Origin of the sequence: Burkholderia sp. Tr-20390 (assembly GCF_017104595.1) — a bacterium.
Classification (GTDB): domain Bacteria; phylum Pseudomonadota; class Gammaproteobacteria; order Burkholderiales; family Burkholderiaceae; genus Burkholderia.
Map to the genome: position 1 here is coordinate 17,262 of NZ_JAAGPC010000057.1, position 23,651 is coordinate 40,912.

Consider the following 23,651-nt stretch of genomic DNA (forward strand, 5'->3'; position numbering starts at 1 on the left):
GGAAGGAACACGAAAGCGCACGCGCCGTGGGAGGCGGTGTGTGCGCGTCGGTAGTGTCGGTAAGGCGCGTCGCGTCAGGCGGCCGCGGCGAGATGGGCGGCCAGCCGCCCGAGCATCGCGTCGCAGCCGTGGAGCTGGTCGAGCGTGACGAACTCGTCGGGCTTGTGCCCCTGGTCCATGCTGCCGGGCCCGCACACCACGGTCGGAATGCCGGCTTGCCCGAACAGCCCGCCCTCGGTGCCGAACGCCACCGTGCCGAACGCATCGGAGCCGCTCAGCATCGCGAGCAGGCGCGCGGCCTCGCTGTCCGGCGCGGTCGCCAGCCCCGGATAGGCGCCCAGCGGCTGCAGTTGAATGTCGGTATCGGGCTGCACCGCGCGCATTCTCGGCAACAGTTCGGATTCCGCATAGTCCTGCAGCTTTCTCGGCACGTCATGCGCATCGAAATCCGGCAGCGCCCGCACCTCGAAATCGAACTCGCATTCGGCCGGCACGATGTTCAGCGCGCGGCCGCCCTTGATCAGCCCGGTCTGCACGGTCGAGAACGGCGGATCGAAACGCGCGTCGTGCCGTTCCGGCCGCGCGAGCGCCGCGCCGATCTCACCGAGCCGGCCGATCAGCTTCGCCGCATAGTCGATCGCGTTGACGCCCGACGGCGCGTACGCCGAGTGGCATGCGGCACCTTTCACGCGGCAGCGCATCGCGAGCTTGCCCTTGTGACCGAGCACCGGCTTCAGCTCGGTCGGCTCGCCGATCAGGCACAGGCGCGGCCGGCGCGCGCGTGCGGCCAGTGCATCGAGCATCGGCCGCACGCCGAGGCAGCCGACTTCCTCGTCGTACGAGAACGCGAGATGCACGGGCATGCCCAGCGGCCGCGCGACGAACGCCGGCACGGCCGCGAGCACCGACGCGATGAAGCCCTTCATGTCGGCCGTGCCGCGGCCGTACAGGCGGCCGTCGCGCTCGGTCAGCCGGAACGGCTCGACCGTCCACGCCTGCCCGTCGACCGGCACCACGTCGGTATGGCCCGACAGCGCGATGCCGCCGCGATCGCGCGGCCCGATCGTCGCGTACAGGCTCGCCTTCGTGTGTTCCGCGTTGTAGAACAGTTCGCTTTCGACACCGAAGCCCGCGAGATAGTCGCGGATGAAGCCGATCATCTCGAGGTTCGACTCGCGGCTGACCGTCGCGAAACCGATCAGCCGTTCCAGCAATGCGCGGCTCGACGTGTCATTCATCGCCCGGCACTCCGTAGCTCGGCGCGGCGGTGGGGTTCAGCGCGCGCGTCTGGTAGTCCTGCATCTGCGGCCGATACGCCCGCCACAGCGCATCGAGCTGCCCGATCGGATCGGTGTCGGCCCAGTCGACACGCAGGTCGACGATCGGCCAGGTCACGTCGCCGGCCACCTTCAGCGCGGCCGAATGCACCGGCCCCGCCTCGCCGCCGGCCGCCATCGCCGCATGCATCGCGGCCAGCAGGCGATCGGCGAGCAGGCCGGGCGCCTGTTCGAAGGCACGCGCCATCGCGTCGATCACGGCCGGGGCGGCCAGCAGGTTGCCCGCCGCCACGCATTGCTCGCCCTGCACCGCGTGATGCGTGCCGAGCGCTTCCTTGCCGGTGAAGCACGCCGTCTGCCCCTGCCCGTCGATCACCGTGACCTGCCGGTACTGGCTCCAGCCGTTCGCGCTGAGCGCGCGGTCGAGCGCCGCGGCGGGCGCGAGCTGCTCGTGCTCGATCAGGTCGAGGATCTGCGGCCCAAGCGCCGGCAGCGTGATGTTCTGCGTCGCGACGGCGCCGACGCCCGCGCGCACCCACGGGCAGCGCGCGCCAACCGCGATGCTCGACGAGCTGATCGCGATGCCGAGCTGGCCCGTCTCCGGGCAACGCCCGACGATGGAGAAAGTCATGTCGCCTCCTACGCGCGGTTCGGCTGCCAGTTGTCCGGGATCACGGCGATCACGTCGATTTCCATCAGCCACTGCGGCTGGCCGAGCGCCGACACGACGAGCCCCGTCGAGATCGGATACACGCCCTTCAGCCACTTGCCGACTTCCTGGTACACCGGCTCGCGATAGCGCGGGTCGATCAGGTAGGTCGTCGTCTTCACGATGTGCGTGAGGTCGCTGCCGGCTTCCTCCAGCAGTTGCTTGACGTTCTTCATCGCCTGCTCGGCCTGCGCGCGCGGATCGCCGAGACCGATCAGCGTGCCGTCGAAATCGGTGCCGACCTGGCCGCGCACGTAGACGGTGTTGCCGGCTCGCACGGCCTGGCACAGGTCGTTGTCGAGCGTCTGGTTCGGATAGGTATCCTTGGTGTTGAACATGCGGATACGGGTATGGGTGGGTTGGCTCATCGGAATCCTTCAGTCGTCAGGGGTCACGCCGCCGCACCGGATGCGAACGCGGTACGGCAGGCGGCATGGGTTCGGTCAGTTCACCGCGTCGGCGAGCGGTTGCGTATCGGCGAGCGGTTGCGTATCGGCGTGCGGCTGCGTGTCGGCGTGCGGCGCGGCGCCGTCCTGTTCCGCGTGCGCGGTCGAGCGGCGCTGCGATGCGTCGTGGTACTCGAGGTAGGTGCGCTGGATCGCGATGTGGTCGGCGATGTGCCGCGCGTCGTGCCACACGCCCCAGATGAAGCTGGAGCCGCGCCGCGACAGCCACGGCAGCCCGAGGAAATAGATGCCCGGCTCCTTCGACACGCCGCGCTGGTGTTGCGGCTTGCCGTTGTCGGCGAACGCGTCGACCTTCAGCCAGCCGTAGTCGACCGCGTAGCCGGTCGCCCAGATGATCGACGTCACGCCCGCGCCGGCAAGGTCGAGCGCGAGGATCGGATGCGCGACGCAATCGGGGTTCGGCAGGATGCGGCGGGCTTCCGGCTCTTCCGGCAGGTCGAGGCCGTTGCGCGCCGCATAGGCGTCGGCCGCGTCGAGCAGCGACAGGTAGTTCTCGTCACCGCGTGCGAGATTGATCGCCAGATCGCGTTCGAACACGGCCACGCCGCCGTCGAACGACTTCGTCAGCCCGACGAGCGTCACACCCTGGTTCGCGAGCTTGCGGAAATCCACCGTGTGGCCGCCGCGCGCGCCGCTCACCGCGATCGTCACGTGTTCGCGGCCGGGCGTCGCGACTTCCTTGTCCCATTCGCCGAGCACGCCGAGCCACCAGCAGAAATCGCGGCCGCGATACGCACGCGGCGGCCGGTCGTGCGGGCCGACCGACAGATAGACCTGCCGGCCCGCGCGTTGCAGCTCGTCGGCGATCTGCACGCCCGACGACCCCGCGCCGACCACCAGCACCGCCCCTTCCGGAAGCTGCGCCGGGTTGCGATAGTCGGCGGAATGAATCTGCACGAGGCGCGCGTCGTCCGGCGCGATCGGCGGAATCACCGGGCGCTGGAACGGCCCGGTCGCGACGACCACGCGGTTCGCCTCGATCGTGCCGTCGGACGTCTCGACGATGAAACCCGGCTTGCCGGCATTGCGCACGACCTGCTTCACCTCGACGCCGGTGCGGATCGGCGCGTTGAACTTGCGCGCATACGCTTCGAAGTAGTCGGCGACCTGGTCTTTCGTTGCGAACGCATCGGGATCGAGGCCGTCGAATTCGAGGCCGGGGAAGCGGTCGTGCCATGCGGGGCCGTTCGCGACCAGTGAATCCCAGCGCCCGGTGCGCCAGCGCTCGGCGATGCGGCTGCGCTCCAGCACGAGATGCGGTACGCCCAGCTTGCCCAGGTGCTCGCTCATGGCCACGCCGGCCTGACCGGCGCCGACGACGAGCGTATCGATTGAGGTTGTTTCGACTGCCACGGCTGTCTCCTTCGGAAGTGCGGCTCGGCGCGACGTTCGGGCTGTCGCGTGAGTTGGAATGGAGACATTCTGCTGACAGCCAGGCGTAGGCGAAATGATGTTTTTTGTGGTTGTTGACGAGAAAAAAGCTGGGGGATCAGGGATACCTCCGGACGGAGACATCATGCGTTCCGACGCCGGGTCGGCACTCGCTGCGAGGTGACGCGGCGGCAGGTCGACATGGCGAGCGAGGCATCTGCCGCGCCATACGGGAACGAATCATGCGCGTGAGTCGTGGTCGGCAATCAATGGAGGACGGCTCGATGAAACCCCTGACAATTGCAACGCGTCGCATTCTGGCGACCCTCGTGGCAGGCGGGGCACTCGCCGCGACCAGCACGGCCTTCGCGCAAGGCTACGGTGCACCGCAACCGAGGGTCGAGGAGCGAGAGCGCGCCCCGGAGGCCGGTGTATCGGTCGAGATCGGCATGCACGGTGACCGCTACTGGGACGGCCATCGCTACTGGGAACGCGACGAGTGGAGGCATCGTCATCCGCGCGATTGTGATCCGTGGCGCGAGCATGAACATGAGCACGAGCATCGTGAATAGTGACGACCGCCGCGTGGAGTACGCGCGACTTCCGTGTGACGCGGGTTAAAACCCGGATTCCGATGCCAAAGCGCTCCGGTAAATGAGCGCAAACCGCGTCATCACACTTTTCCAGATCAGCTTGAACGCGGCCTCGTCTGACAAGAGATGGCCGCGTCTCTTTTTGAAAATGCGCAGTGGCATGACTGCCTGATCAACTGCATCCCCGGGACCTTCCACGCCGTCACATCGAAAGTAGGCGTGTACTCGCTGCCGGCGTCACCGCCTTCGCCGCGTCGATCAACGTCTCCTTGTTGCCGTCCCACTTGGGCAGTTTGGCGGGCGGCAGAGGCACCACCTTGTCCAGGTTCGGCAGACGCAGGTCAGGGTCGCGTTCCAGGCGATCGGCAAGGACACCGTAGCGCTCGGCGCGGGCTTCATCCTTGACATGGCCAACCAGCGCGTCCCCCTTGCCAAACGACGCACTCAACCATCCCGCACTCTCGGCGCTACCGAATTTCACGCCCGCATGCAACGTCTTGAGCGCACGTTCGTTGTTCTCGCCCAACTCGGCTCGATCGCCCGCGATCGTCGTTCCCAACACATACGCCGCACGCCCGTTGCCCTGCGCGACCGCACATTCAAGCATCTGGAGTGCGATCCTGCGGTTGCCCCAGAACCCCGCCTTGGGGTCGTCGTAGAGCGCGTCCATCTTGCCACCCAGATACGCCATCGCACTCGGACTGCCCTTATCGGCGGCCAATTGCCAGAATGCTTAGGCGCGGCTGGCATCCTGTTTTATGCCCATCCCGTCCATGTCGTACCGCAAGCGTTGTGAACCGCCGCGAGTCGGAGGTACCGCTGCCGGCCGCACGCCTCCCGACAATTCTTGACTATGCACACATCGCCAAACTGGTAGGATGCCGGTCGCCTCGGCATGGAAAGCGAGCACAGGATACCCGATCGATCCCTTTTAATGGACCTCGACCCGCCATCCGTGCCGTCCACCCTAGGCAACGCGGTGCCCCACAGCCCCCGTTGAACCCCGCAACACCCCGGCATCGCCCCGCGCGACCCGTTGCAGCAACCGTTGGAGCGGCGCCTTTCGCGCCGGCAAGTCTGAAAGCATGAAGAACTCGAAGCAGCCCCCCCGCCCCCCGCAGCACAAAGACCGCACGCCGCTGGCGCGCGCCGGCGCGCTGCTGCTGATGGCCGGCCTGCTGTACCTGCTGTGGCCGTCGGCCGAAACCGCGTACCTCGCGATGGAGTCGGTGATCCGCTGACGCGCCCGGCCATCCGTCCCCGCACTACGCTATACTCACGCAATGGAAACCCGACCCGCCTCGCCGAACGTGCATTGCTGGTGGCGCGCCTGACCCAGGCGGCCCGTTTCCTTTTGCATGTCCCAAACGTGATGCCGCCAGCGATGGCGGCATTTGCGTTTCTGCGCAGACACCATGGCTGGCGGCTTCGATAACCTGGAGCCACGACCAACATGACCCACCCCGCCCGACCGACCATCCTCACCGGCGACCGCACGACCGGCCCGCTGCACCTCGGCCACTACATCGGCTCGCTGCGCGCGCGCGTGCAGATGCAGCACGAAGCGAAGCAGTTCCTGCTGCTCGCCGACACGCAGGCGCTGACCGACAACATGGGCCGCCGCCAGCGCGTCACCGAGAACGTGATCGAAGTCGCGCTCGACTATCTCGCGGTCGGCATCGATCCGGCGATCTCGACGATCGTCGTGCAGTCGCAGGTGCCCGAACTCGCCGAACTGTCGCAATACCTGCTGAATCTCGTTACAGTCGCGCGTCTCGAACGCAATCCGACCATCAAGGAAGAGATCCGCCTGCGCGGTTTCGAGCGTGACATCCCGGCCGGCTTCCTGACCTACCCGGTGAGCCAGGCGGCCGACATCACCGCGTTCAAGGCGACACACGTGCCGGTCGGCGACGACCAGTTGCCGATGATCGAGCAGACCAACGAACTCGTGCGCCGCTTCAACGCGACCGTCGAACAGCCGGTGCTGGTCGAATGCGAGGCCGTGCTGTCGGCGGTCACGCGGCTGCCGGGGATCGACGGCAAGGCGAAGATGAGCAAGTCGCTCGGCAACGCGATCACGCTCGGCTCGACGCCGGACGAGATCACGCAGGCCGTGAAGGACATGTACACGGACCCGAACCACCTGCGCGTGAGCGATCCCGGCCAGGTCGAGGGCAACGTCGTGTTCACGTTCCTCGATGCGTTCGAACCTGACGTGCAGAAGGTCGACGAGCTGAAGGCGCACTACCGTCGCGGCGGGCTCGGCGACAGCGTCGTCAAGCGCGTGCTGAACGAGCGACTGCAGGCGTTGATCGAGCCGATCCGCGCGCGCCGTCGCGAATTCGAGGCCGACAAGGCCGAAGTGATGGCGATCCTGAAGCGCGGCACGATGCACGCGCGGGACGTGGCCGGCGCGACGCTCGCCGAGGTGAAGGGCGCGATGGGGTTGAACTACTTCGATTGAGCAACGCAGGCGGCGAGCATGCGAGTGCGCTCCGCGCGCCGCCGGACGAAATCCGGCCGGCGCGCGGCGTTCACCGCCGAGTCACACGCGCAAGCAAGCGTTGACGCAACCGCAACCTCATCACGATGCGCTCGCCGGCACGGACGCATGGCACACCGCCTCGACCCGATTGCCGGCCGGGTCGACGAGAAACGCGCCGTAGTAGTCGCCGTGGTAACGCGGCCGCAAGCCGGGTTCACCGTCGGACTGCCCGCCCGTCGCCAGGCCGGCCTCGAAAAACGCATCCACCTGCTCGCGGCTCGCGGCCTTGAAGCACCAGTGCCGCTTGCTCGCGCCGATTTCAGCGGGATCCAGATAGACCGCCAGAAACGTCGATGCGGTGTCGTTCGCATGGCAACGTTCGCCATAGCCGAGCGCGGTCGGCCGGTCATAGACCTTGGCTGCGCCGAGCGCGGCCATGATGGCATCGTAGAACGGGCGCGCCAGGTCGATATCCGGCACGCTGATTGACACGTGATCGAGCAATTGCATCGCCTCTCCTCCGTCGATGGGCACACGAGTCTACCCGAGCACGGCATCTTTCATGGAAGTCCCCCTACCGTCCGTGGGCGATACGTGAACACCCGGCACCGTCACGGGCGATCTCGTTCACGCCGACGGCGGGCCGGCCCTTAGTCCACTCCGCCGATGCCGCGTCCCGCCCGCCCCGCTATCGTTTCCCCGTCATCCACCTCCCCACGACACCATGACGCCCCAGGAAACGATCGACCGGATGGAGATCCAGGATCTGCTGACCCGCTATTGCCACGCCGTCGACCGCCACGACTGGCACGAATTCGAGCGTCTCTTCGCGGCCAACGCGACGCTCGATTACACGGCCTTCGGCGGCCCGGCCGGCAGCCGTGCGGAGATTTCCGCCTATCTGGAACAAGTGACGTCGGCGATGCGCGGCACGCAGCACACGATCTCGACGTCGCTGCTGACCGTCGACGGCGACGCGGCGACCGCGCGAACGGCCGGCCAGGCGATGATGATCACGATCGATGACGCCGGCGACGAGCGCGTGTGCTTCGTCGGGCTCTGGTATCGCGACCTGCTGGTGCGTACCGAATGCGGGTGGCGCATCCACCGCCGCACGCAGGAGCGCAGCTGGATGCACGATGCGCCGGCGGTCGCGGTGCGCTGAGCGCCCCGCGCGCGGCGCATGGCGTCACTTCATCTGCATCAGTTGAATCAGGTTCCCGCACGTATCGTCGATCATCGCGACGCGCACGGGCCCCGCATCCATCGGCTCCAGCGTGAAGCGGACACCGAGATCCGTGAGCCGCGCGAACTCCGCATCGAGATCGTCGACCTGGAACGATGCCGCCGGAATGCCGTCCTCGTACAGCGCCTGCTTGTAAGGCCCGACCGCGCGATGGTTGCTCGGCTCGAGCAGCAGCTCGGTGCCGTCCGGCTGATCCTTCGACACTACCGTCAGCCAGCGGGTCTCGCCCACCGGCACGTTGTTCTTCAGCTTGAACCCGAGCTTGTCGGTATAGAACGTCAACGCCGTGTCCTGGTCGTCGACGAAGATACTCGTCACGTAGATTCGCATGTCAATCGCTCCTGTCGCGGCAGTCACCGCCCTGCCACTATTCTTCGCCGAAATCGATGACAAACACATAATCGTTATCGATCAGCGTGCGCAGGTAGCCGTCGAAGTCGTCGGCGATCACCGCATCGCGGTCGGGATCGTGCGGGAAACGCACGACCTGCCCGACCTTGCCGCCCGACGCCGGCCCGAAATCGACACAGCGCCGCGACGTGCCACCGCTTACGTGATCTGGTACGTCGACGCCGGCACGAATTCCTCCGGCAGCGGGCGGTCGCCCAGTTCGAGCACCGACCGCTCGATCGTGCGCGTCATCGCATCGAGCGCCAGCGCGTTCGGCGCGAGGCCGAACGGCTCGGCCACCTCGCTCGCGATCGCTTCGAGCGCGATCAGCGTGTACGAGATGAACACGCAGATCAGCGGCGTGAAGAACTCCGTCGAATCGACGAGGCCGAACGGCAGCAGCACGCAATACGCATACACGGTGCGATGCAGCAGCACGCTGTACGAGAACGGAATCGGCGTCGACAGGATGCGTTCGCAACCACCGACCGATTTGCCGACCTCGTCGAGCTGCGTCTCGAACATCCAGCAGGTCGCATCGCTGCCGGGCGCACGGCCCAACGCACGGACGATGCCGCCGCGCAGCTCGTCGAGGATCGCGACGGGCTTGAAGCATTTGCCGCCCAGCTCGGCCGTGCGTTCCGCACCGAGAATGCGCTGCAGGTCCGCGGTCGGATCGGTATGACGAAGCTGATGCTTGAGCGCATAGGTGAGCGCGATCAGCAGGTCGGCGAGCCGGTTGCGCTCGGCGTCGCTCACGCTGTCGGGCAGGTAGCGATTGAACTGCGACGTCAGCGTACGCGCCGCGATCAGCAGGTTGCCCCACAGATGCCGCGCCTCCTTGAAACGCTCGAAGCTCGCGCTGTTGCGAAAGCCGAGAAAGATCGCGAGCGCGAGCCCGAACAGCGTGAACGGCGCGGTGTTGAGGGGGATCTTCTCGCCGAAGATGCGCCCGTTCGTGAAGACCGCCAGCGTGCTGACGACCGCCATGAACACGAGCTGCGGAATGATCGATTGCAGCACGGAGCCGTTCCAGACGAACAGCATCCTGAGCCAGTTTTGTTGTGGTCGGACGATCATGGTGTTTTCTCGACTGCAGGGAATGCATCAAACGGCGCGCCGGCGCCCGATGCGCAACGGCCCGCGCGTGGCGGGCCGCTGTCGGGTGAAGGCCGGGGCGGGCAACGCGCTGCGCGTGATGATACGCCCGCGCCCGCCCTGCCCGTCACATCATGCGGCGTTCAGTGATGGCCGCTCAGTGATAGCCGATATCGCCCTCGCGCACCTTGCCGCGGAACACGCGGTACTGCATCGCGTTGTACACGAGGATGATCGGCAGCACGATCACGGTGCCGACGAGCGCGAACAGCTGGCTCGAGTGGCTCGACGACGCGTCCCAGATCGACAGCGACGGCGGCACGATGTTCGGCCAGATGCTGATCACGAGCCCCGTGTAGCCGAGGAACACGAGCGCGAGCGTCAGCAGGAACGGCGTGGCCTCGTGCTCGCGCTTCACGGTGTGGAAGATGCCCCACACGCAGGCGACGACCAGCACCGGCACCGGCAGGAACCAGCCGAGGTTGCCGCTGCCGAACCAGCGATGCGCGACGGCCGGCAGCCCGATCACGGTCCACAGGCTGACCACGCCCATCACGGCGAGCAGCACGCCCGCGAGCGGCTTCATCAGCAACCGCATCTTGCGCTGCAGTTCGCCGTCGACCTTCAGGATCAGCCAGCCGCAGCCGAGCGTCGCATACGTGACGAGCACGCCGATCCCGCACAGCAGGCTGAACGGCGACAGCCAGTCGAACGGCCCGCCCGCGAACTGGTTGTTCTCGATCTTGATGCCCTGCAGCAGCGAACCGAGCACGATCCCCTGGCAGAACGCGGCCAGCGCCGAGCCGCCGATGAACGCGAGATCCCACATGTGTTGCGTGCGCGTGGCCTTCGCGCGCAGCTCGAACGCCGCCCCGCGGAAGATCAGCCCGACCAGCATCAGCACCAGCGGCAGGTAGTTCGCCGGCAGCAGCGTCGAATACACGACCGGGAACGCGCCGTAGAGCCCCGCGCCGCCGAGCACCAGGAACGTCTCGTTGCCGTCCCACACCGGTGCGACGGTGTCGAGCATCACCTGGCGCTCGGCCTTCGCGTCGAAGAACGGAAACAGCAGGCCGATGCCGAGATCGAAGCCGTCCAGCATCACGTAGATGAATACGCCGAGGCCGATGATCGCGGCCCAAATGACAGGAAGATCGATGTGCATGGCTTACTCCGCTTCGGTGACGTTCAGCGGCGTGGACAGCGCGCTCTTGCGCAGCCCCGGATGCCGGTGCAGCTCGATATACCCGGCCTGGGCAGCCGGCCCGCGCTTCATCAGTTTCATCATGTAATAGATACCCGTTCCGAACACCAGGAAATACACGACCACGAAGATCAGCAGCGACACGCCGACCTGCTGCGCGCTGAGCGGCGCGACCGAATCGACGGTGCGCAGCACGCCGTACACGGTCCAGGGCTGCCGCCCGACCTCGGTGGTGATCCAGCCGGCCAGCAGCGCGAGGATGCCCGACGGCCCCATCGCCACCACGAACCACTGGAACCAGCGCGTTTCATACAGGCGCCCGCCCTTTCTCAGCAGCAGCCCGAGCAGCGCGGTGAGCAGCATCAGCATCCCGAGGCCCGCCATGATCCGGAACGTCCAGAACACGATCGGCGAATACGGGCGGTCCTGCGGCGGGAATTCCTTCAGCCCGCGAATCTCGCCGTCCCAGCTGTGCGTGAGGATCAGGCTGCCGAGGTGCGGCACCTGGATCGCATAGCGCGTGGTTTCGGCCTGCATGTCGGGCAACCCGAAGAGGTTCAGCGCGGTGCCGCCCTTCTCGGTTTCCCACAGCCCCTCGATCGCCGCGATCTTCGCCGGCTGGTATTCGCGGGTGTTCAGCCCGTGCGCATCGCCGACGACGATCTGGATCGGCGCGAGCACCAGCAGCATCCACAGCGCCATCGAGAAGCTGCGCTTCACCGGCTCGTCGCGGCGCCCCTTGAGCAGGTGCCACGCGCCGCACGCGGCGACGATGAAGCCCGCGACGATGAACGCCGCGATCGTCATGTGCACGAGACGGTACGGGAACGACGGGTTGAAGACGATCTTGAACCAGTCGACCGGCACGACGAGGCCGTTCTCGATCTTGTAGCCCTGCGGCGTCTGCATGAAGCTGTTCGACGCGAGGATCCAGAACGTCGAGATCAGCGTGCCGACCGCGACCATCAGCGTCGCGAAGAAGTGTGCGCGGGGGCTCACGCGCTGCCAGCCGAACAGCATCACGCCGAGGAAGCCGGCTTCGAGGAAGAACGCCGTCAGCACTTCATACGTGAGGAGCGGGCCCGTGATGTTGCCGGCGACGCGCGAGAAGCCGGCCCAGTTGGTGCCGAACTCGTACGCCATCACGACGCCGGAGACCACGCCCATCCCGAAGCCGATCGCGAAGATCTTCGACCAGAACTGGAACATGGATTTGTAGGCGGCATCGCCGGTGACGAGGTAGCGCCATTCCAGCACTGCCAGGAAGCTCGCCATACCGATGCTGATCGCGGGAAACACGATGTGGAACGACACCGTGAACGCGAATTGCAAGCGGGCGAGATGGAACGCATCGAAGATTTCCATGACCGTAATTTGCTCGTGGTTGTGAGGACGTACGCTCGAAGCAGGAAATCGCGCGACGGCTTGGCGACAACACATGCGAACACAAACGGTCACTCGCATGGCATCGAAGCGTGAATGACGATATCGCGTTTGCAACGATACTCGCAATCGTTCGAACGTGCGTTGAAACTGTGCTGCTTACGCCGCCGAAGATGTGTGCACGGAAAACACATTTCGTGCCTGCGGGATGGTCAGCTGTACTGCTTTCGGCGCTGCAGCGCTGTATATCCGGCGTGCCTGTCATCCCCCTTAACATCCCATGAAACGCCTGCCGGAAGCGACGGCGCGCCCCTTCGGCCGCGCCCGCCCGGCAGCCTCCCGATTCCCCTGGTCCGGCGTACCCGCCCGACCCGGCCGGCCCGCCGGCCGATCCGCCTGGAGAAAACCGCATGGAGTCCTGCATCCGCCGCGACGAGCCGACCGGCAGCACCGCGTGTCAGGTGACGCGCCACCGTGCCGGCGAAGCGCGCGACACCGTCGACAGCGTCGTCGAGGAAACGCCGGTTGCACTCGTGTTCAACGACATTGCGCACACGGTCATGATGGCGACCCCGATCGACCTCGACGTGTTCGGCCTCGGCTTCGCACTGAGCGAAGGTATCGTCGAGCGCGCATCGGACGTGTTCGACATCGAAAGCGAATGCCGCGCGGGCAGCGCCGAAGTGCGGCTGACCGTGTCGCAACAGGCATTCATGGCGATGAAGGCGCACCGGCGCGCGCTGGCCGGCCGCACCGGCTGCGGCGTCTGCGGGATCGAAAGCATCGCGCAGCTCGACCTGCACCCGCCGCGCATCGCCGCCGCCGGCACGGCCGCCGGTATCGGCGCGGCAGCGATCGAACGGGCCGCGCGCGCGTTGCCGGCCCACCAGACGCTGATGCGCGAGACGGGCGGCATCCATGCGGCCGCGTGGTGCAACCGCGACGGCGACGTGCTCGACGTGTTCGAGGACGTCGGCCGCCACAACGCGCTCGACAAGCTGATCGGCCGGCTCGCGCGGCGCCGCGCGAACCTGCACGACGGCTTCGTGTTCCTGTCCAGCCGCGCAAGCTACGAACTGGTGCGCAAGGCCGCGCGGGTCGGCATCCCGATGATCGCGACGATCTCGGCGCCGACCTCGCTCGCGATCGACGTCGCCCGCGAAGCCGGCGTCAGGCTGGTCGGCTTCTGCCGCAACGACGGCTTCGTCGAGTACGTGTCGCCCGACGCCGCTCGGCCCTCTCAACCCTCTCAACCCGCGCTCGCTCAAGCGCATCCGGCGCGCTCCTGATGAAACCCCTGACCGATTTCGAAACCGCGCAGCAGCATTTCGCGAGTGCGTTCGCGCCGCTCGGCGCCACCACGTCCGTCCCGGTCGCGGAAGCCGCCGGCCACGTGCTGGCCGCGCCGCTCGTCGCCGTACTCGACCAGCCGCCGGCCGACCAGAGTGCGATGGACGGCTACGCCGTGCGTTACGCGGATCTCGCGCACGGCGAGCCGTTGCACGTCGCGCAACGCTGCTACGCGGGCGACACGCCGGCGCCGCTGGCCCCGCGCACGGCCGCGCGCATCTTCACCGGCAGCGTGATTCCGCCCGGCGCAGACACCGTCGTGATGCAGGAGCACGCACGCGAGCGGGACGGCTGGGTCGCGTTCGACGCACCGCAGCGCAGCGGCTCGCACCTCCGCCGCCCGGGCGAGGAAGTGCTCGCCGGCGACCGGCTCGTGCCGGCCGGCGTGCGCATGGGCCCGATGCACGTCGGCGTGGCCGCCGCGCAGGGGTTCGCGCGCGTCGACGTGCGCCCGGCGCTGCGCGTCGGCCTCCTGACGACCGGCGACGAGCTCGTCGCGTGCGGGCAGCCGCGTGCGCCGCAACAGATTTACAACAGCAATGCGCCGATGCTCGCCGCGCTCGTTTCGGGAACCGGTGCCGAAGTCGCGATGCGCCTGCATGCGGCCGACACCGCGGCCGCCGTCGATCGTGCGCTGCGCGATCTGCACGCGGGTTGCGACCTGGTGATCTGCGTCGGTGGCGCATCGGTCGGCGACAAGGATCTGCTGCGCCCCGCGCTGGACACGCTCGGCGCGTCGTTCATCGTCGCCGGCGTGCGCATGAAGCCGGGCAAGCCGGTTGCGCTCGCCCGGCTCGACACGCGGCCGGTGGTATTGCTGCCCGGCAATCCGGGGGCCGCGATGACCGCGTTCGCGCTGTTCGTCGCGCCGCTGATCCGCCGCCTGCAGGGGCGCAGCGCACGCATGCCGATCGTGCCGTCGCTGCCGATCGACGCCGACTTCGAACCGGATCCGCAGCGCGAACGCTTCGTGCGCGTGCACTGCACCGTCGGCCTCGACGGCACGCCCGCGCTCGACACGTTGCGCCAGCAAGGCGCCGGCACGCTGCAATCGCTCGTGCAGGCGAGCGGGCTGGCGCGGCTGCCGGCCGGGCAGCGCATCGCGTGCGGCGACGCGGTACCGTATTACGAATTCGCGCACTGGCTCGCATGAGCGTGACGCCGCTCACCCGCCCGATTCACGGCCTTCACCGCCGCGCCGGCCACGCCGGCCGGCCGGCGAACTGTATCCCTGCAATTCGGGCGCGATTGTGTCCCTGCCGCGAAAACCCCGCGGACTATCCTCACGATGAGGCTCGTCACGCGCCGTGCGCCTGCCCATCCGCACGCGCACGGCCGACCGGCGACGCCCCACCGCTTACTTCTTGCAGGCCGACGAACCGATCGTGAATGCCATCGTTTCCGCCGCGCCGGCCGCTGCCGCACTTTCCGGCGGCGCATCGCCCGGCGCTTTCCCCCGCACGACCGACACGCTCGGCCGCCCGCTGCGCGACCTGCGCCTGTCCGTGATCGATCAATGCAACTTCCGCTGCGGCTACTGCATGCCGCGCGAAAGCTTCGGCGCCGACTATGCGTTCATGCCGTCGTCCGAGCGGCTGTCGTTCGCGCAACTCGAAAAGATCGCCCGTGCGTTCACGTCGCTCGGCGTCGAAAAGATCCGCATCACGGGCGGCGAGCCGCTGCTGCGCCGCAACCTCGAAGCGTTGATCGAACGTCTCGCCGCGCTGACGACCGTCGACGGCAAGCCCGTCGAGATCGCGCTGACGACCAACGGCTCGCTGCTGGCCGCGAAGGCGCGCACGCTGCGCGACGCGGGCCTGTCGCGCGTGACGGTCAGCCTCGATGCGCTCGACGACGCGGTGTTCCGCCGGATGAGCGACACCGACGTGCCCGTGTCGCGCGTGCTGGCCGGCATCGAGGCCGCGCAGGCGGCCGGGCTCGCGCCGGTCAAGGTCAACGCGGTGATCGAGCGCGGCGCGAACGACGACCAGATCCTGCCGCTCGTGCGGCACTTCCGGCACACCGGCGTGGCCGTGCGCTTCATCGAATACATGGACGTCGGCGGCGCGAGCTTCTGGTCCGGCGACAAGGTCGTGCCGGCCGCGCGGATGCGCGAGCTGATCGACGAACACTATCCGCTCGTGCTCGTCGGCGAACCGGCGCACGATGCGACCGCGATCCGTTGCGCGCACATCGACGGCGCGGGCGAGGTCGGCTTCATCGCAAGCGTGTCGCATCCGTTCTGCGGCACCTGCTCTCGCGCCCGCGTGTCGGCCGACGGGCAGCTCTACACGTGCCTGTTCGCGACGCAAGGCACCGACCTGCGGCCGTGGCTCGACGACGCAGCGTCGAGCGCCGACCTCGCCGCCGCCGTGCGCGAGCGCTGGACGCACCGCGACGACCGCTATTCCGAGCGCCGGGCCGCACGGCCTGCCCGTGCGCCGGGCAAGACCTATCCGACCGTGCGCATGTCGCTGGTCGGCGGCTGAGGGGCCGCCGCGCGCCCCAGGCCGCACCGCCTACAGGAGAATCGTCATGACGAGCTTCACCGAATCCCGTGCCGGTCTGCCGGACGATCCGTTGCACGCGGGCAGCCCCGCGCCCGACAACGCGACCGACCCGCATCCCGAACCGCCACCGTCGATTGCGGCGGGCTTCGAAGTGCGCGTCCAGTACGCATCGATCGATGCCGGCGCCGAGCTTGCGCCGATCGTTCGCAATCCGAATGTCGGCGCGGTCGTGAATTTCCTCGGCGTCGTGCGCAACGAAGGCGACGTCGATGACGTGATCGCGCTCGAGGTCGAGCACTATCCGACGATGACCGAACAGGCGCTATGGAGCATCGTCGAGGAAGCCAGCGCGCGCTGGCAACTCGAAACGATCAGGATCGTGCATCGCGTCGGGCGCATTCCGCTCGGCCAGGCGGTCGTGCTGGTCGTGGTGGCCGCCGCGCATCGCGGCGCCGCGTTCGACGCGTGCGAATTCCTGATGGACTTCCTGAAGACCCATGCGCCGTTCTGGAAGAAGGAGATCCGCCACGACGGCGTATCCGGCTGGGTCGAGGCGAAAGCGCACGACGACCAGGCGATGCGGCGCTGGGGTTGAGCGTATGCGCTGCGCATGTTCCGATTCCGCCGAGTGATTCCTTTCAAGACATCGCGATGAAACTGACGATCAAATACTTTGCAAGCATTCGCGAGCAACTCGATCTCGACGAGGAAACCGTCGAGATCGATGCGCGCGAACTCACCGTCGACGCGCTGCGCGACACGCTGGCCGCACGCGACGCGCGCAGCGCGGAAGCGCTGCGGATGGACCGGCCCGTGCGGGCCGCCGTGAATCTCGAGATGGTGACGGGGGGATTCGTCGTGCGGGAGGATAGCGAGGTGGCGTTTTTCCCGCCGGTGACGGGCGGGTAACCTCGGTCAGGCCAGCCTCCGGGGCACGCGATTGCGAGCGCCCCGCCGGCGATGGCTTCCGCGCGGCCACCGCGGCATGCCGTCGACATGACGAAGCCGGCACCGGGCCGGCTTCGTCGTTGAAGTACAAGACACCGCGCGCGCTCACCGCATGCACGCCGCCGCCAGCTTCCCGACCGTGATCACGGCTTGCTCGATCTCCGGCGACCACGGGCTGCTGTAGTTCAGCCGGATGAAGTTCCGGTAGCTGTCCGTGATCGAGAACATGTAGCCGGGCCCGATCGTGATCCCCTGCTCCAGCGCGAGCTGGTAAAGCCGCATCGCATCGATCTGCGCCGGCAGCTCGACCCACAGCACGTATCCGCCCGCCGGGCTCGAGATGCGCGTGCCTTCCGGGAAGAACCGCGACACCATCGCGCGCATCAGGTTCGCCTGCTGCGCATACGCCTTGCGCAGGCGCCGCAGGTGATGCTCGTAGCCGTCGCGTTCGAGAAACTCCGCGATCGCGAGCTGCGGCAACGACGGCGTCGCAAGCGTGTTCAGGAATTTCAGCTTCTCGACCTGGTCACGATAGCGGCCCGGCAGCGCCCAGCCGATCCGGTACGCGGCCGTCAGGCTCTTCGAGAACGACGAGCAGTGCAGCACGATCCCGCTGCGGTCATACGACTTCAACGAACTCGGATGCGCATCGCCGAAATACAGTTCGTTGTACACGCCATTCTCGATCAGCGGCATCCCGGTCTTCGTCGCGAACTCGACCAGCTCGCGCTTGCGCTCGTCCGGCATCTGGAAGCCGAGCGGGTTCTGGAAGTTCGGCATCACCATGCACGCTGCGATCGGCTGCGACTTCGCGATCGCGGCCAACGCCGCGATATCGATTCCGTATTCCGGATGTGTCGCGACCTCGATCGCCTTCATTCCCATCCGCTCGATCGCATGCAGCATCGCGTAGAACGTCGGCGATTCCACCGCGATCGTGTCGCCCGGTTTCGCAACGGCCTGCAGGCACAGGTTGATCGCCTCCGTCGCGCCGACCGTCACGATGATCTCGTTCGGGTCCACCGACATCCCGTTTTCCAGGTAGCGGCGTGCAATCTGGCGGATCAGCCGCGGATGCCCCGGCGGCAGCCCGTCCGTCACGCCCCACAACGACTTGTCGCGGCCGGCCGCATACGCGTAGCGGTTCAGTTTCTCGAACGGAAACAGGCTCGGGTCCGGGTACGGCGAGCCGAGCGGCACCGCATCGTCGGTGCCGATCGAGCGCAGCGTCGACAGAACCAGCCGGCTCACGTCGACCGACGACGAGATCGCGATCGGCTTCGACGGGCGCAGCTCGCGCACCGGCGCATGGCTGTCGTCGCGCCGCAGGTTCACGAAATAGCCCGACTGAGGGCGGCTTTCCAGCAGCCCGCGGCTTTCCAGCAACAGATACGCATGCAGCACGGTCGTGATGCTGATCCGGTGCTGCTGGCTCGCCTGCCGCACCGACGGAATCCGGTCGCCGTGCCGGTACACGCCCTGGCGGATCAGGCGCTCGATGTCGTCCGCGAGTTTTTCATAGAGTTTCATCGCGCGCCTCCCGCCGGGCGGCGCAGCTGGGCTGCCCTGCCGTTTGCGTCCGATACGCGCGTGTTGCGCCCGCCGCCCGGGCCGTCGTGATTCCTGATCTTTCCCTCCGGTTTTGCCTTTTCCATCGCACTGGCTCTCTCTTGAAGATGCGCCGACAGGGTTCCGGTGCGACTGGATCTGCGGCACTGTGCACTTGATGGTGGAATCTTAAGAGCAGAACAGTTGGCGACGAGTACACACATCGTTCGCGCGAACAAGAGTACAGTTCGGCACGCATCGCGCATTGCGGGGGAACTGTACGTCTTATGAAATGGGCCGCGATGCCGGCAAATCACACGCCGCGACGCCGGACGGAGGTTCGTGACTTTACGGAACGGCAGGACAGCGGTGACGAGTGCACTCGGTGCCGGGACACGTTGCCGGGCAAATCGGGAACAAAAACTGTGCGATCACACGGTTTTTCATACAATTCCGCCTATCGCCCGCCAAATACTCGTCGATCGCACGGTTTCTTCCTGAATTTCGCCGTCGGGACGTAACACAGCGACGCTCGGCGGCGAGATGCACCTGCTGCGCGCGATCCGCCATATCGTCATCCACGAGATGGTCGAGCGGCTGCGCCCGCGCTGACGCCAAACACCACCCAAGACGATCCGATGCCGCCACGCGAGGGCCGCCGAACATCATGACCGAATCCGTCCGCCCGCCCATCGTCGACCAGCTCGTCGCTCGACTGACCGGCAGCGCCGACCACCCGCGCTTCACCGGCGCACCGCTCGACCTGTCGACGCTCGACGCGCATGCACTCGGCGCGGTGTGGCCGGCGCTGCGCCGCACCGAGGAACACGTCGCGCAGCACGACTACGCGTACGACGATCCGCGCGCCGAATTCGCGCGCTGGCTACGCACCCAGATCGACGCACTCGAGCTCGCGCCGCTCGTCGACGCCGAAGCCGCGCTCGAACTGTTCCGCGACATTCCGGCCGGCGCGTGGCAGCGCGCGTTACAGGAACTGTCGTGTCTCGACGCGCTGCCCGCGCCCGCACTGCAGGCCGAACTCGCGCGCATCCTCGGCGAACCGCAGAACGACGGCCTGCAACGACTCTCCGTGTACGGCGAATATGCGCTCCATTCGTTCGCCGGCCGGCGCGACATCACGGCCTTGCGCGATGCGTATGCGCAGTCGAATGCCGATTCACCGGCGCGCGTGCGCGAGCTCGACGTGCTGCCCGAACTCGGGCCGGCCGCGCTGCTCGCGCTGGCCGCGACGAACGACGGCTATTTCGCGCCGAAGCGGCTGTGGTTCAACGCCGACGATCCGGCCGTCACGCTCGCGGAAGAACCCGCTTACGTCGACTTCGCGCGCGACACGCTGACCGAAGCCGCGCGGCACGTCGCCGCGATTCACGCGGGCGAAGTCCCCTATCAGGCCGATCGCGCGTTCACGACCGACGACGCGCAGGTCGTCGCGCGCGCGGCGCGCGTCGCGGCCTATCGCGACGCGCCGTGGCTCCCCCCGCTGATCGGGCCGCTGCTGACCGGCGTGTGCGTCGCGCCGACCGCCGCGAAAACCGCGCCGTCGCAATCGCTCGCGATCGCGCTCGGCCATGCGGTCGAGACGATCCCGACACCCGAGAGCGTGCGTGCGCTGCGCGATGCGCTGGCCACCGTGCGTCACGCGGGCGTGCAGAAGAAGCTCGCGCGTAACCTGAAGCCCGCCGAACGCGCGCTCGGCGAACGGCCGCACACCGCGCTGCGCATGACGCTCGACGCGAAGCCCGACAAGAAGCAGCTCACGATGCTCGCCACCTGCATGGAAGCGGGTTTCTGGCAGTCGATGACGCTCGGCCATGCCGAATGGTGCGAGCGCCTCGTCGATGCGCCGGCCGGCGCCGCGTTCTCGACCCGCACGATCTGGCACGCACGCGCGCGGGACGGCGCGACGGTCTCGTTCATGCCCGATGTCGCGAAAGGCAAGATCGTTCTGCGCGACGCCACCGGCGCGGCGTGCGAACTCGACGCCGACAGCGAGATCCGGCTCTGGCATCCGCTCTTGGCCGATGCGGACGAGCGGCTCGCGTGGCAGCGCGCGATCGTCGGCCGTGCGATCCGGCAGCCCGTTCGGCAGGCGTTCCGCGAGTTCTACGTGCCGGCCGACGAAGACACCGCGAACAGTCATTCCGCGATGTTCGAAGGTCATGTCCTCGCGAGCCGCCCGCTGCTCGGCGTCGCACGCCGCGAAGGCTGGTCGATCCGCGCGTACGACGACGGCCTCGCACGCGAGTTCGGCGACGTGCGCGCGACCTTCAGCGTCGCCGCGCGGCTCTTTCCGGGCACGGACGGCCAGGGCACGTCGGGCCGGCTGCACGTCGAACGCAGGCGCGAGCGGCGCTGGGTGGCCGCGCCGATCGGTGAAATCGATCCCGTGGTGTTCTCGGAGGTGGCGCGTGCGGTCGACCTGCTCGTCAGCGTCGCCGCGTTCGCGCTCGACGATGAAACGACGCGCGCGGCCGACACGCCGGCGGACCCGGTGCGCCAGCGCGCCGCGCGACACGAGCGCGAGCAGCGCCTGCACCGGCTGTCCGACTTGCCGCTCGGCGCGATGGCGCGGCATCGCAAGCAGGTGCTCGCGCTCGTGTTCGCGGAACCGATCGCGCAAGGCCGGGTGACGCTCGACGAACGCCATGTGCGCGTCGGCGCGTGGTCGGTGCATTGCGCGACCGGGCGCGTGACGCGCGACGGCGAACCCGTCGAACCTTCGATCGAACCGCCGCCGTCGCCGCTGCGCGCGGTGCCGTGGCTGCCTTATGACGAAGCGCTGCTGCAGCGGATCGTCGATGTGGTCGCGGGGTTGCTCGACTGAGGCGGCGATGCGGCAGCAGGCACCGCCTACCGCACCGCCTGCTGCCGCTGCACCTCCTGCGCTTTCATCTGCAGATACGCGCCGCGCTCGACCTCGTGCAGTTGCTGCGGATACTGCTCGGTCGCGTCGAACCAGCGCGCGAGGCGCTGGTCGAGCGGTTTGTCGAGCGTCGCCAGATACGTGTCGATCGCGAGGTAGTAGCGCATCGTGTTGCGCTCCAGCAGCCCGCGCACGCCACCGACGTACTGCGGCTGCGCGGCCGATCCGCCGCTGACGGTCGTGAAGCCGACCTTCTCGCTGCCGACGGTCGCGAGGTAGGTCTTCATCGCCATCCGGCCCACCGTGCCGAAGCCATACGAATACGTCAGATGCAGGAACGTGCGCGACGTGCCGACCGGCACGGCCTCCAGCGCGATCCGGTAATCCTTCGTGCCCATCGGCCCGCTGTCGGCGGTCAGGTCGACCTGGAAATAGTCGGGCGTCGTGGCCGCCACGCGATAGCGGAACTGCACGCGGTAGGTGTCCGGAAGCTTCTGCTGGATTTTGCGGCCGAGGTTCACGTCGAGCACCGGGCCGTTGCTGCCGGTCGACGCGTGGCAATACTTCGTGTTCAGGTGCAGGATCAGCACCGCGCACCAGTTCGCGGGGCCCTGGGCGGGATCGTCGAGCTGGCTGCTCACGACCGCGTACGGATAGTCGACCACCGCGTAGATGTCGCCCTTCAGCGACGACGATGCTTCCGCCGATTCGAGGACCAGCGGCCGGTGAAACGCGTTGTCCTTCAGTTGCGGGCCGAGGCTGCGGTAACGCTCGAGCAGTGTCGCCGCATCGTCCGCGCCGAACGACAGCGCGCTCCAGCCCACGCACAGGGCCGCGACGAGCGCGTGCCGGGCGCGGCGAGCAAGCCGCGTGCCGCGCGGGTGTCCGGATGTCTTCATTCTTGTGCTCCCACCGGATGCGCGATGGTCGCGCACATGTGTCACAGAATACGCCTGGCCGCAGCGCAACATGGCATGCGAACGCGCCGTTATCGGCTCCGCTTCACCGGCACCGGCAACTGCGCGGCCGTGATCCGGATCAGCGCCGACAGCCATTCGCGATCGTCCCAGCGCTCGCCGGCGATGACGAGGTGCGGCTTCGCGGCCGGATACGGCGAACCTTCTTCGCACGTGCCCAGAAACGCGCGGCCTTCGGCCGTCGGCTTGACGAACAGCCGATCGTCGCAGACGAGCGCGACCATCTTGCCGTCGCAATAAATACCGTATTCGCCGAACATCTTGCGTGCCGATACCGTGCCGGCCGCCGCCATCTGCTCGACGATGAAATCGACTGTGCCTTGACTCGATGCCATCGCTGTTCCTTTGAAAAAGTTTATGACCGCAGTGGGTGGCCGACCGTTCCGCCTGATTGGCGGATGCGCTGCGGGGCATCATCCGTTGGAAAGCGGCGTGAGCATTCAGGTCACGCACGTCCCATCGCAATCGCCCGCCCCCTCCTGATATCCCTGACAGTTGCATGACGGCGCGGTGAATCGTCCAATAGCGCTTCACAAAAAATGTGCTTCGCCGACGTGCCGGGAGAGCGGCACGGGCCAGCCCACCGAATCGCGGTGCGCCCCGAAGCATCTCTGCAAGGAACCCGATGAACGTACCCTACACATCCATTGCCGGCGCAACCGTCCCCGCCGTTCGCGAATCGTGGAAACGGATCGAAGGCTGGATCGCCGCCGATCCGGCGCGCCTGCCCGGCGGACTCAACGGACCGGCCCCGGAGCACGCGATCGCCGCATTGCATGCCGCGCTGGGCACGACGCTGCCGGACGACCTGCTGGAAAGCCTCCGGCTGCACGACGGACAAGCCGATCCGGACACCGTCTTCGCCGAAGGCGATGCCATGCTGAGCGCACACGAGATCGGCGCGCCATGGTCGATCTGGAACAAGCTCGTTTCCGGCGGCGACTTCGACGACATGACGTCCGACCCCGCCGCCGGCATCCGCGACGACTGGTACAACCTCAAGTGGATTCCGTTCACGCACGACGGCAGCGGCAATCATCTGTGCGTCGACCTCGATCCAGCGGAAGGCGGCACGGTCGGGCAAGTGATCCGGGTCTGGCATGACGACGAGCAGCGCGAACGCATCGCATCGAGTTTTGCGGAATGGCTCGCCCGCGTGGCGGCGGAGCGTGACGATCCGGCCGGTGATTGAACTGCCTGCGACCACG

At 67.5% G+C, this 23,651-nt stretch carries 24 protein-coding genes; 11 read left to right on the forward strand and 13 right to left on the reverse strand.

From position 1 onward, the window contains the following. Nucleotides 1-74 precede the first annotated feature (74 nt). The 4 genes from argE to G3N98_RS17720 all read right to left on the reverse strand — a co-directional run bounded on the left by argE (nucleotide 75) and on the right by G3N98_RS17720 (nucleotide 3,806). Nucleotides 75-1,238, reverse strand: a complete 1,164-nt coding sequence (gene argE / locus G3N98_RS17705) for an acetylornithine deacetylase (RefSeq protein WP_206148784.1) — start codon at nucleotides 1,236-1,238, stop codon at nucleotides 75-77. Beyond that, nucleotides 1,231-1,908: a DUF1028 domain-containing protein gene (locus tag G3N98_RS17710; RefSeq protein ID WP_206148785.1), complete on the reverse strand. Its 678-nt coding sequence runs from the start codon at nucleotides 1,906-1,908 to the stop codon at nucleotides 1,231-1,233. The genes argE and G3N98_RS17710 overlap by 8 nt, the downstream gene beginning before the upstream one ends. Before the next feature lie 8 nt (nucleotides 1,909-1,916). Beyond that, nucleotides 1,917-2,354, reverse strand: coding sequence for a RidA family protein (locus G3N98_RS17715; RefSeq protein WP_089476048.1), 438 nt, complete (start codon nucleotides 2,352-2,354; stop codon nucleotides 1,917-1,919). Nucleotides 2,355-2,429: 75 nt separating this feature from the next. After that, nucleotides 2,430-3,806, reverse strand: coding sequence for an NAD(P)/FAD-dependent oxidoreductase (locus G3N98_RS17720; protein WP_346779092.1), 1,377 nt, complete (start codon nucleotides 3,804-3,806; stop codon nucleotides 2,430-2,432). A 302-nt stretch (nucleotides 3,807-4,108) separates the two neighbouring features. On the opposite strand from G3N98_RS17720, the gene G3N98_RS17725 reads away from it, so the two are divergent. Further along, complete coding sequence (locus G3N98_RS17725; RefSeq protein ID WP_206148786.1) at nucleotides 4,109-4,396, forward strand: hypothetical protein; 288 nt, start codon at nucleotides 4,109-4,111, stop codon at nucleotides 4,394-4,396. A 223-nt stretch (nucleotides 4,397-4,619) separates the two neighbouring features. Here G3N98_RS17725 and G3N98_RS17730 read toward each other — a convergent pair whose 3' ends face one another. Beyond that, nucleotides 4,620-5,108 (reverse strand): DUF6396 domain-containing protein, encoded by a 489-nt coding sequence (locus G3N98_RS17730; protein ID WP_241025955.1) that lies wholly within the window; start codon nucleotides 5,106-5,108, stop codon nucleotides 4,620-4,622. A gap of 394 nt (nucleotides 5,109-5,502) precedes the next feature. On the opposite strand from G3N98_RS17730, the gene G3N98_RS17735 reads away from it, so the two are divergent. Together G3N98_RS17735 and trpS are read left to right on the forward strand one after the other, a co-directional pair. Then, on the forward strand, nucleotides 5,503-5,658 hold the full coding sequence (locus G3N98_RS17735) for a hypothetical protein (RefSeq protein ID WP_174970848.1): 156 nt from the start codon (nucleotides 5,503-5,505) through the stop codon (nucleotides 5,656-5,658). A gap of 212 nt (nucleotides 5,659-5,870) precedes the next feature. Continuing rightward, entirely contained in the window at nucleotides 5,871-6,884 is a 1,014-nt protein-coding gene (gene trpS, locus G3N98_RS17740) for a tryptophan--tRNA ligase (protein WP_206148787.1), read from the forward strand. Nucleotides 6,885-7,004: 120 nt separating this feature from the next. Here the strand turns inward: trpS and G3N98_RS17745 are convergent, their stop codons facing one another. Beyond that, on the reverse strand, nucleotides 7,005-7,415 hold the full coding sequence (locus G3N98_RS17745) for a VOC family protein (protein ID WP_206148788.1): 411 nt from the start codon (nucleotides 7,413-7,415) through the stop codon (nucleotides 7,005-7,007). A 214-nt stretch (nucleotides 7,416-7,629) separates the two neighbouring features. On the opposite strand from G3N98_RS17745, the gene G3N98_RS17750 reads away from it, so the two are divergent. Beyond that, entirely contained in the window at nucleotides 7,630-8,070 is a 441-nt protein-coding gene (locus G3N98_RS17750; protein WP_206148789.1) for a nuclear transport factor 2 family protein, read from the forward strand. Nucleotides 8,071-8,094: 24 nt separating this feature from the next. Here G3N98_RS17750 and G3N98_RS17755 read toward each other — a convergent pair whose 3' ends face one another. The 4 genes from G3N98_RS17755 to G3N98_RS17770 form a co-directional block, all read right to left on the reverse strand. Next, nucleotides 8,095-8,481 (reverse strand): VOC family protein, encoded by a 387-nt coding sequence (locus G3N98_RS17755; protein ID WP_206148790.1) that lies wholly within the window; start codon nucleotides 8,479-8,481, stop codon nucleotides 8,095-8,097. Between the two features lie 219 nt (nucleotides 8,482-8,700). Next, nucleotides 8,701-9,621 (reverse strand): bestrophin family ion channel, encoded by a 921-nt coding sequence (locus G3N98_RS17760; RefSeq protein ID WP_089476043.1) that lies wholly within the window; start codon nucleotides 9,619-9,621, stop codon nucleotides 8,701-8,703. Between the two features lie 175 nt (nucleotides 9,622-9,796). Beyond that, entirely contained in the window at nucleotides 9,797-10,804 is a 1,008-nt protein-coding gene (cydB, locus tag G3N98_RS17765) for a cytochrome d ubiquinol oxidase subunit II (RefSeq protein WP_089433623.1), read from the reverse strand. A 3-nt stretch (nucleotides 10,805-10,807) separates the two neighbouring features. Continuing rightward, entirely contained in the window at nucleotides 10,808-12,208 is a 1,401-nt protein-coding gene (locus G3N98_RS17770; protein ID WP_089476041.1) for a cytochrome ubiquinol oxidase subunit I, read from the reverse strand. A 428-nt stretch (nucleotides 12,209-12,636) separates the two neighbouring features. On the opposite strand from G3N98_RS17770, the gene fdhD reads away from it, so the two are divergent. The 5 genes from fdhD (at nucleotide 12,637) to moaD (ending at nucleotide 16,995) form a co-directional block, all read left to right on the forward strand. Next, nucleotides 12,637-13,515 carry a formate dehydrogenase accessory sulfurtransferase FdhD gene (fdhD, locus tag G3N98_RS17775; protein ID WP_206148791.1) on the forward strand — a complete coding sequence of 293 codons (879 nt, stop codon included), beginning with the start codon at nucleotides 12,637-12,639 and terminating at the stop codon, nucleotides 13,513-13,515. Continuing rightward, on the forward strand, nucleotides 13,515-14,729 hold the full coding sequence (glp, locus tag G3N98_RS17780; protein WP_206148792.1) for a gephyrin-like molybdotransferase Glp: 1,215 nt from the start codon (nucleotides 13,515-13,517) through the stop codon (nucleotides 14,727-14,729). The genes fdhD and glp overlap by 1 nt, the downstream gene beginning before the upstream one ends. A gap of 211 nt (nucleotides 14,730-14,940) precedes the next feature. Beyond that, entirely contained in the window at nucleotides 14,941-16,065 is a 1,125-nt protein-coding gene (gene moaA / locus G3N98_RS17785) for a GTP 3',8-cyclase MoaA (protein WP_089433620.1), read from the forward strand. A 46-nt stretch (nucleotides 16,066-16,111) separates the two neighbouring features. After that, nucleotides 16,112-16,681 (forward strand): molybdenum cofactor biosynthesis protein MoaE, encoded by a 570-nt coding sequence (locus G3N98_RS17790; protein WP_069249442.1) that lies wholly within the window; start codon nucleotides 16,112-16,114, stop codon nucleotides 16,679-16,681. A 56-nt stretch (nucleotides 16,682-16,737) separates the two neighbouring features. Continuing rightward, entirely contained in the window at nucleotides 16,738-16,995 is a 258-nt protein-coding gene (moaD, locus tag G3N98_RS17795; RefSeq protein WP_089476036.1) for a molybdopterin converting factor subunit 1, read from the forward strand. 144 nt (nucleotides 16,996-17,139) lie between these two features. Here the strand turns inward: moaD and G3N98_RS17800 are convergent, their stop codons facing one another. Next, entirely contained in the window at nucleotides 17,140-18,564 is a 1,425-nt protein-coding gene (locus G3N98_RS17800) for a PLP-dependent aminotransferase family protein (protein WP_089429568.1), read from the reverse strand. A 685-nt stretch (nucleotides 18,565-19,249) separates the two neighbouring features. Between G3N98_RS17800 and G3N98_RS17805 the strand changes: the two genes are divergently transcribed. Further along, nucleotides 19,250-21,427: a DUF4132 domain-containing protein gene (locus tag G3N98_RS17805; RefSeq protein ID WP_206148793.1), complete on the forward strand. Its 2,178-nt coding sequence runs from the start codon at nucleotides 19,250-19,252 to the stop codon at nucleotides 21,425-21,427. Nucleotides 21,428-21,453: 26 nt separating this feature from the next. Here G3N98_RS17805 and G3N98_RS17810 read toward each other — a convergent pair whose 3' ends face one another. Both G3N98_RS17810 and G3N98_RS17815 read right to left on the reverse strand, forming a co-directional pair. Then, on the reverse strand, nucleotides 21,454-22,365 hold the full coding sequence (locus G3N98_RS17810) for a hypothetical protein (RefSeq protein ID WP_206148794.1): 912 nt from the start codon (nucleotides 22,363-22,365) through the stop codon (nucleotides 21,454-21,456). Nucleotides 22,366-22,454: 89 nt separating this feature from the next. Beyond that, nucleotides 22,455-22,778 carry a TfoX/Sxy family protein gene (locus G3N98_RS17815; RefSeq protein ID WP_089498578.1) on the reverse strand — a complete coding sequence of 108 codons (324 nt, stop codon included), beginning with the start codon at nucleotides 22,776-22,778 and terminating at the stop codon, nucleotides 22,455-22,457. 290 nt (nucleotides 22,779-23,068) lie between these two features. On the opposite strand from G3N98_RS17815, the gene G3N98_RS17820 reads away from it, so the two are divergent. Further along, complete coding sequence (locus G3N98_RS17820; RefSeq protein WP_206148795.1) at nucleotides 23,069-23,635, forward strand: SMI1/KNR4 family protein; 567 nt, start codon at nucleotides 23,069-23,071, stop codon at nucleotides 23,633-23,635. Nucleotides 23,636-23,651 lie beyond the last annotated feature (16 nt).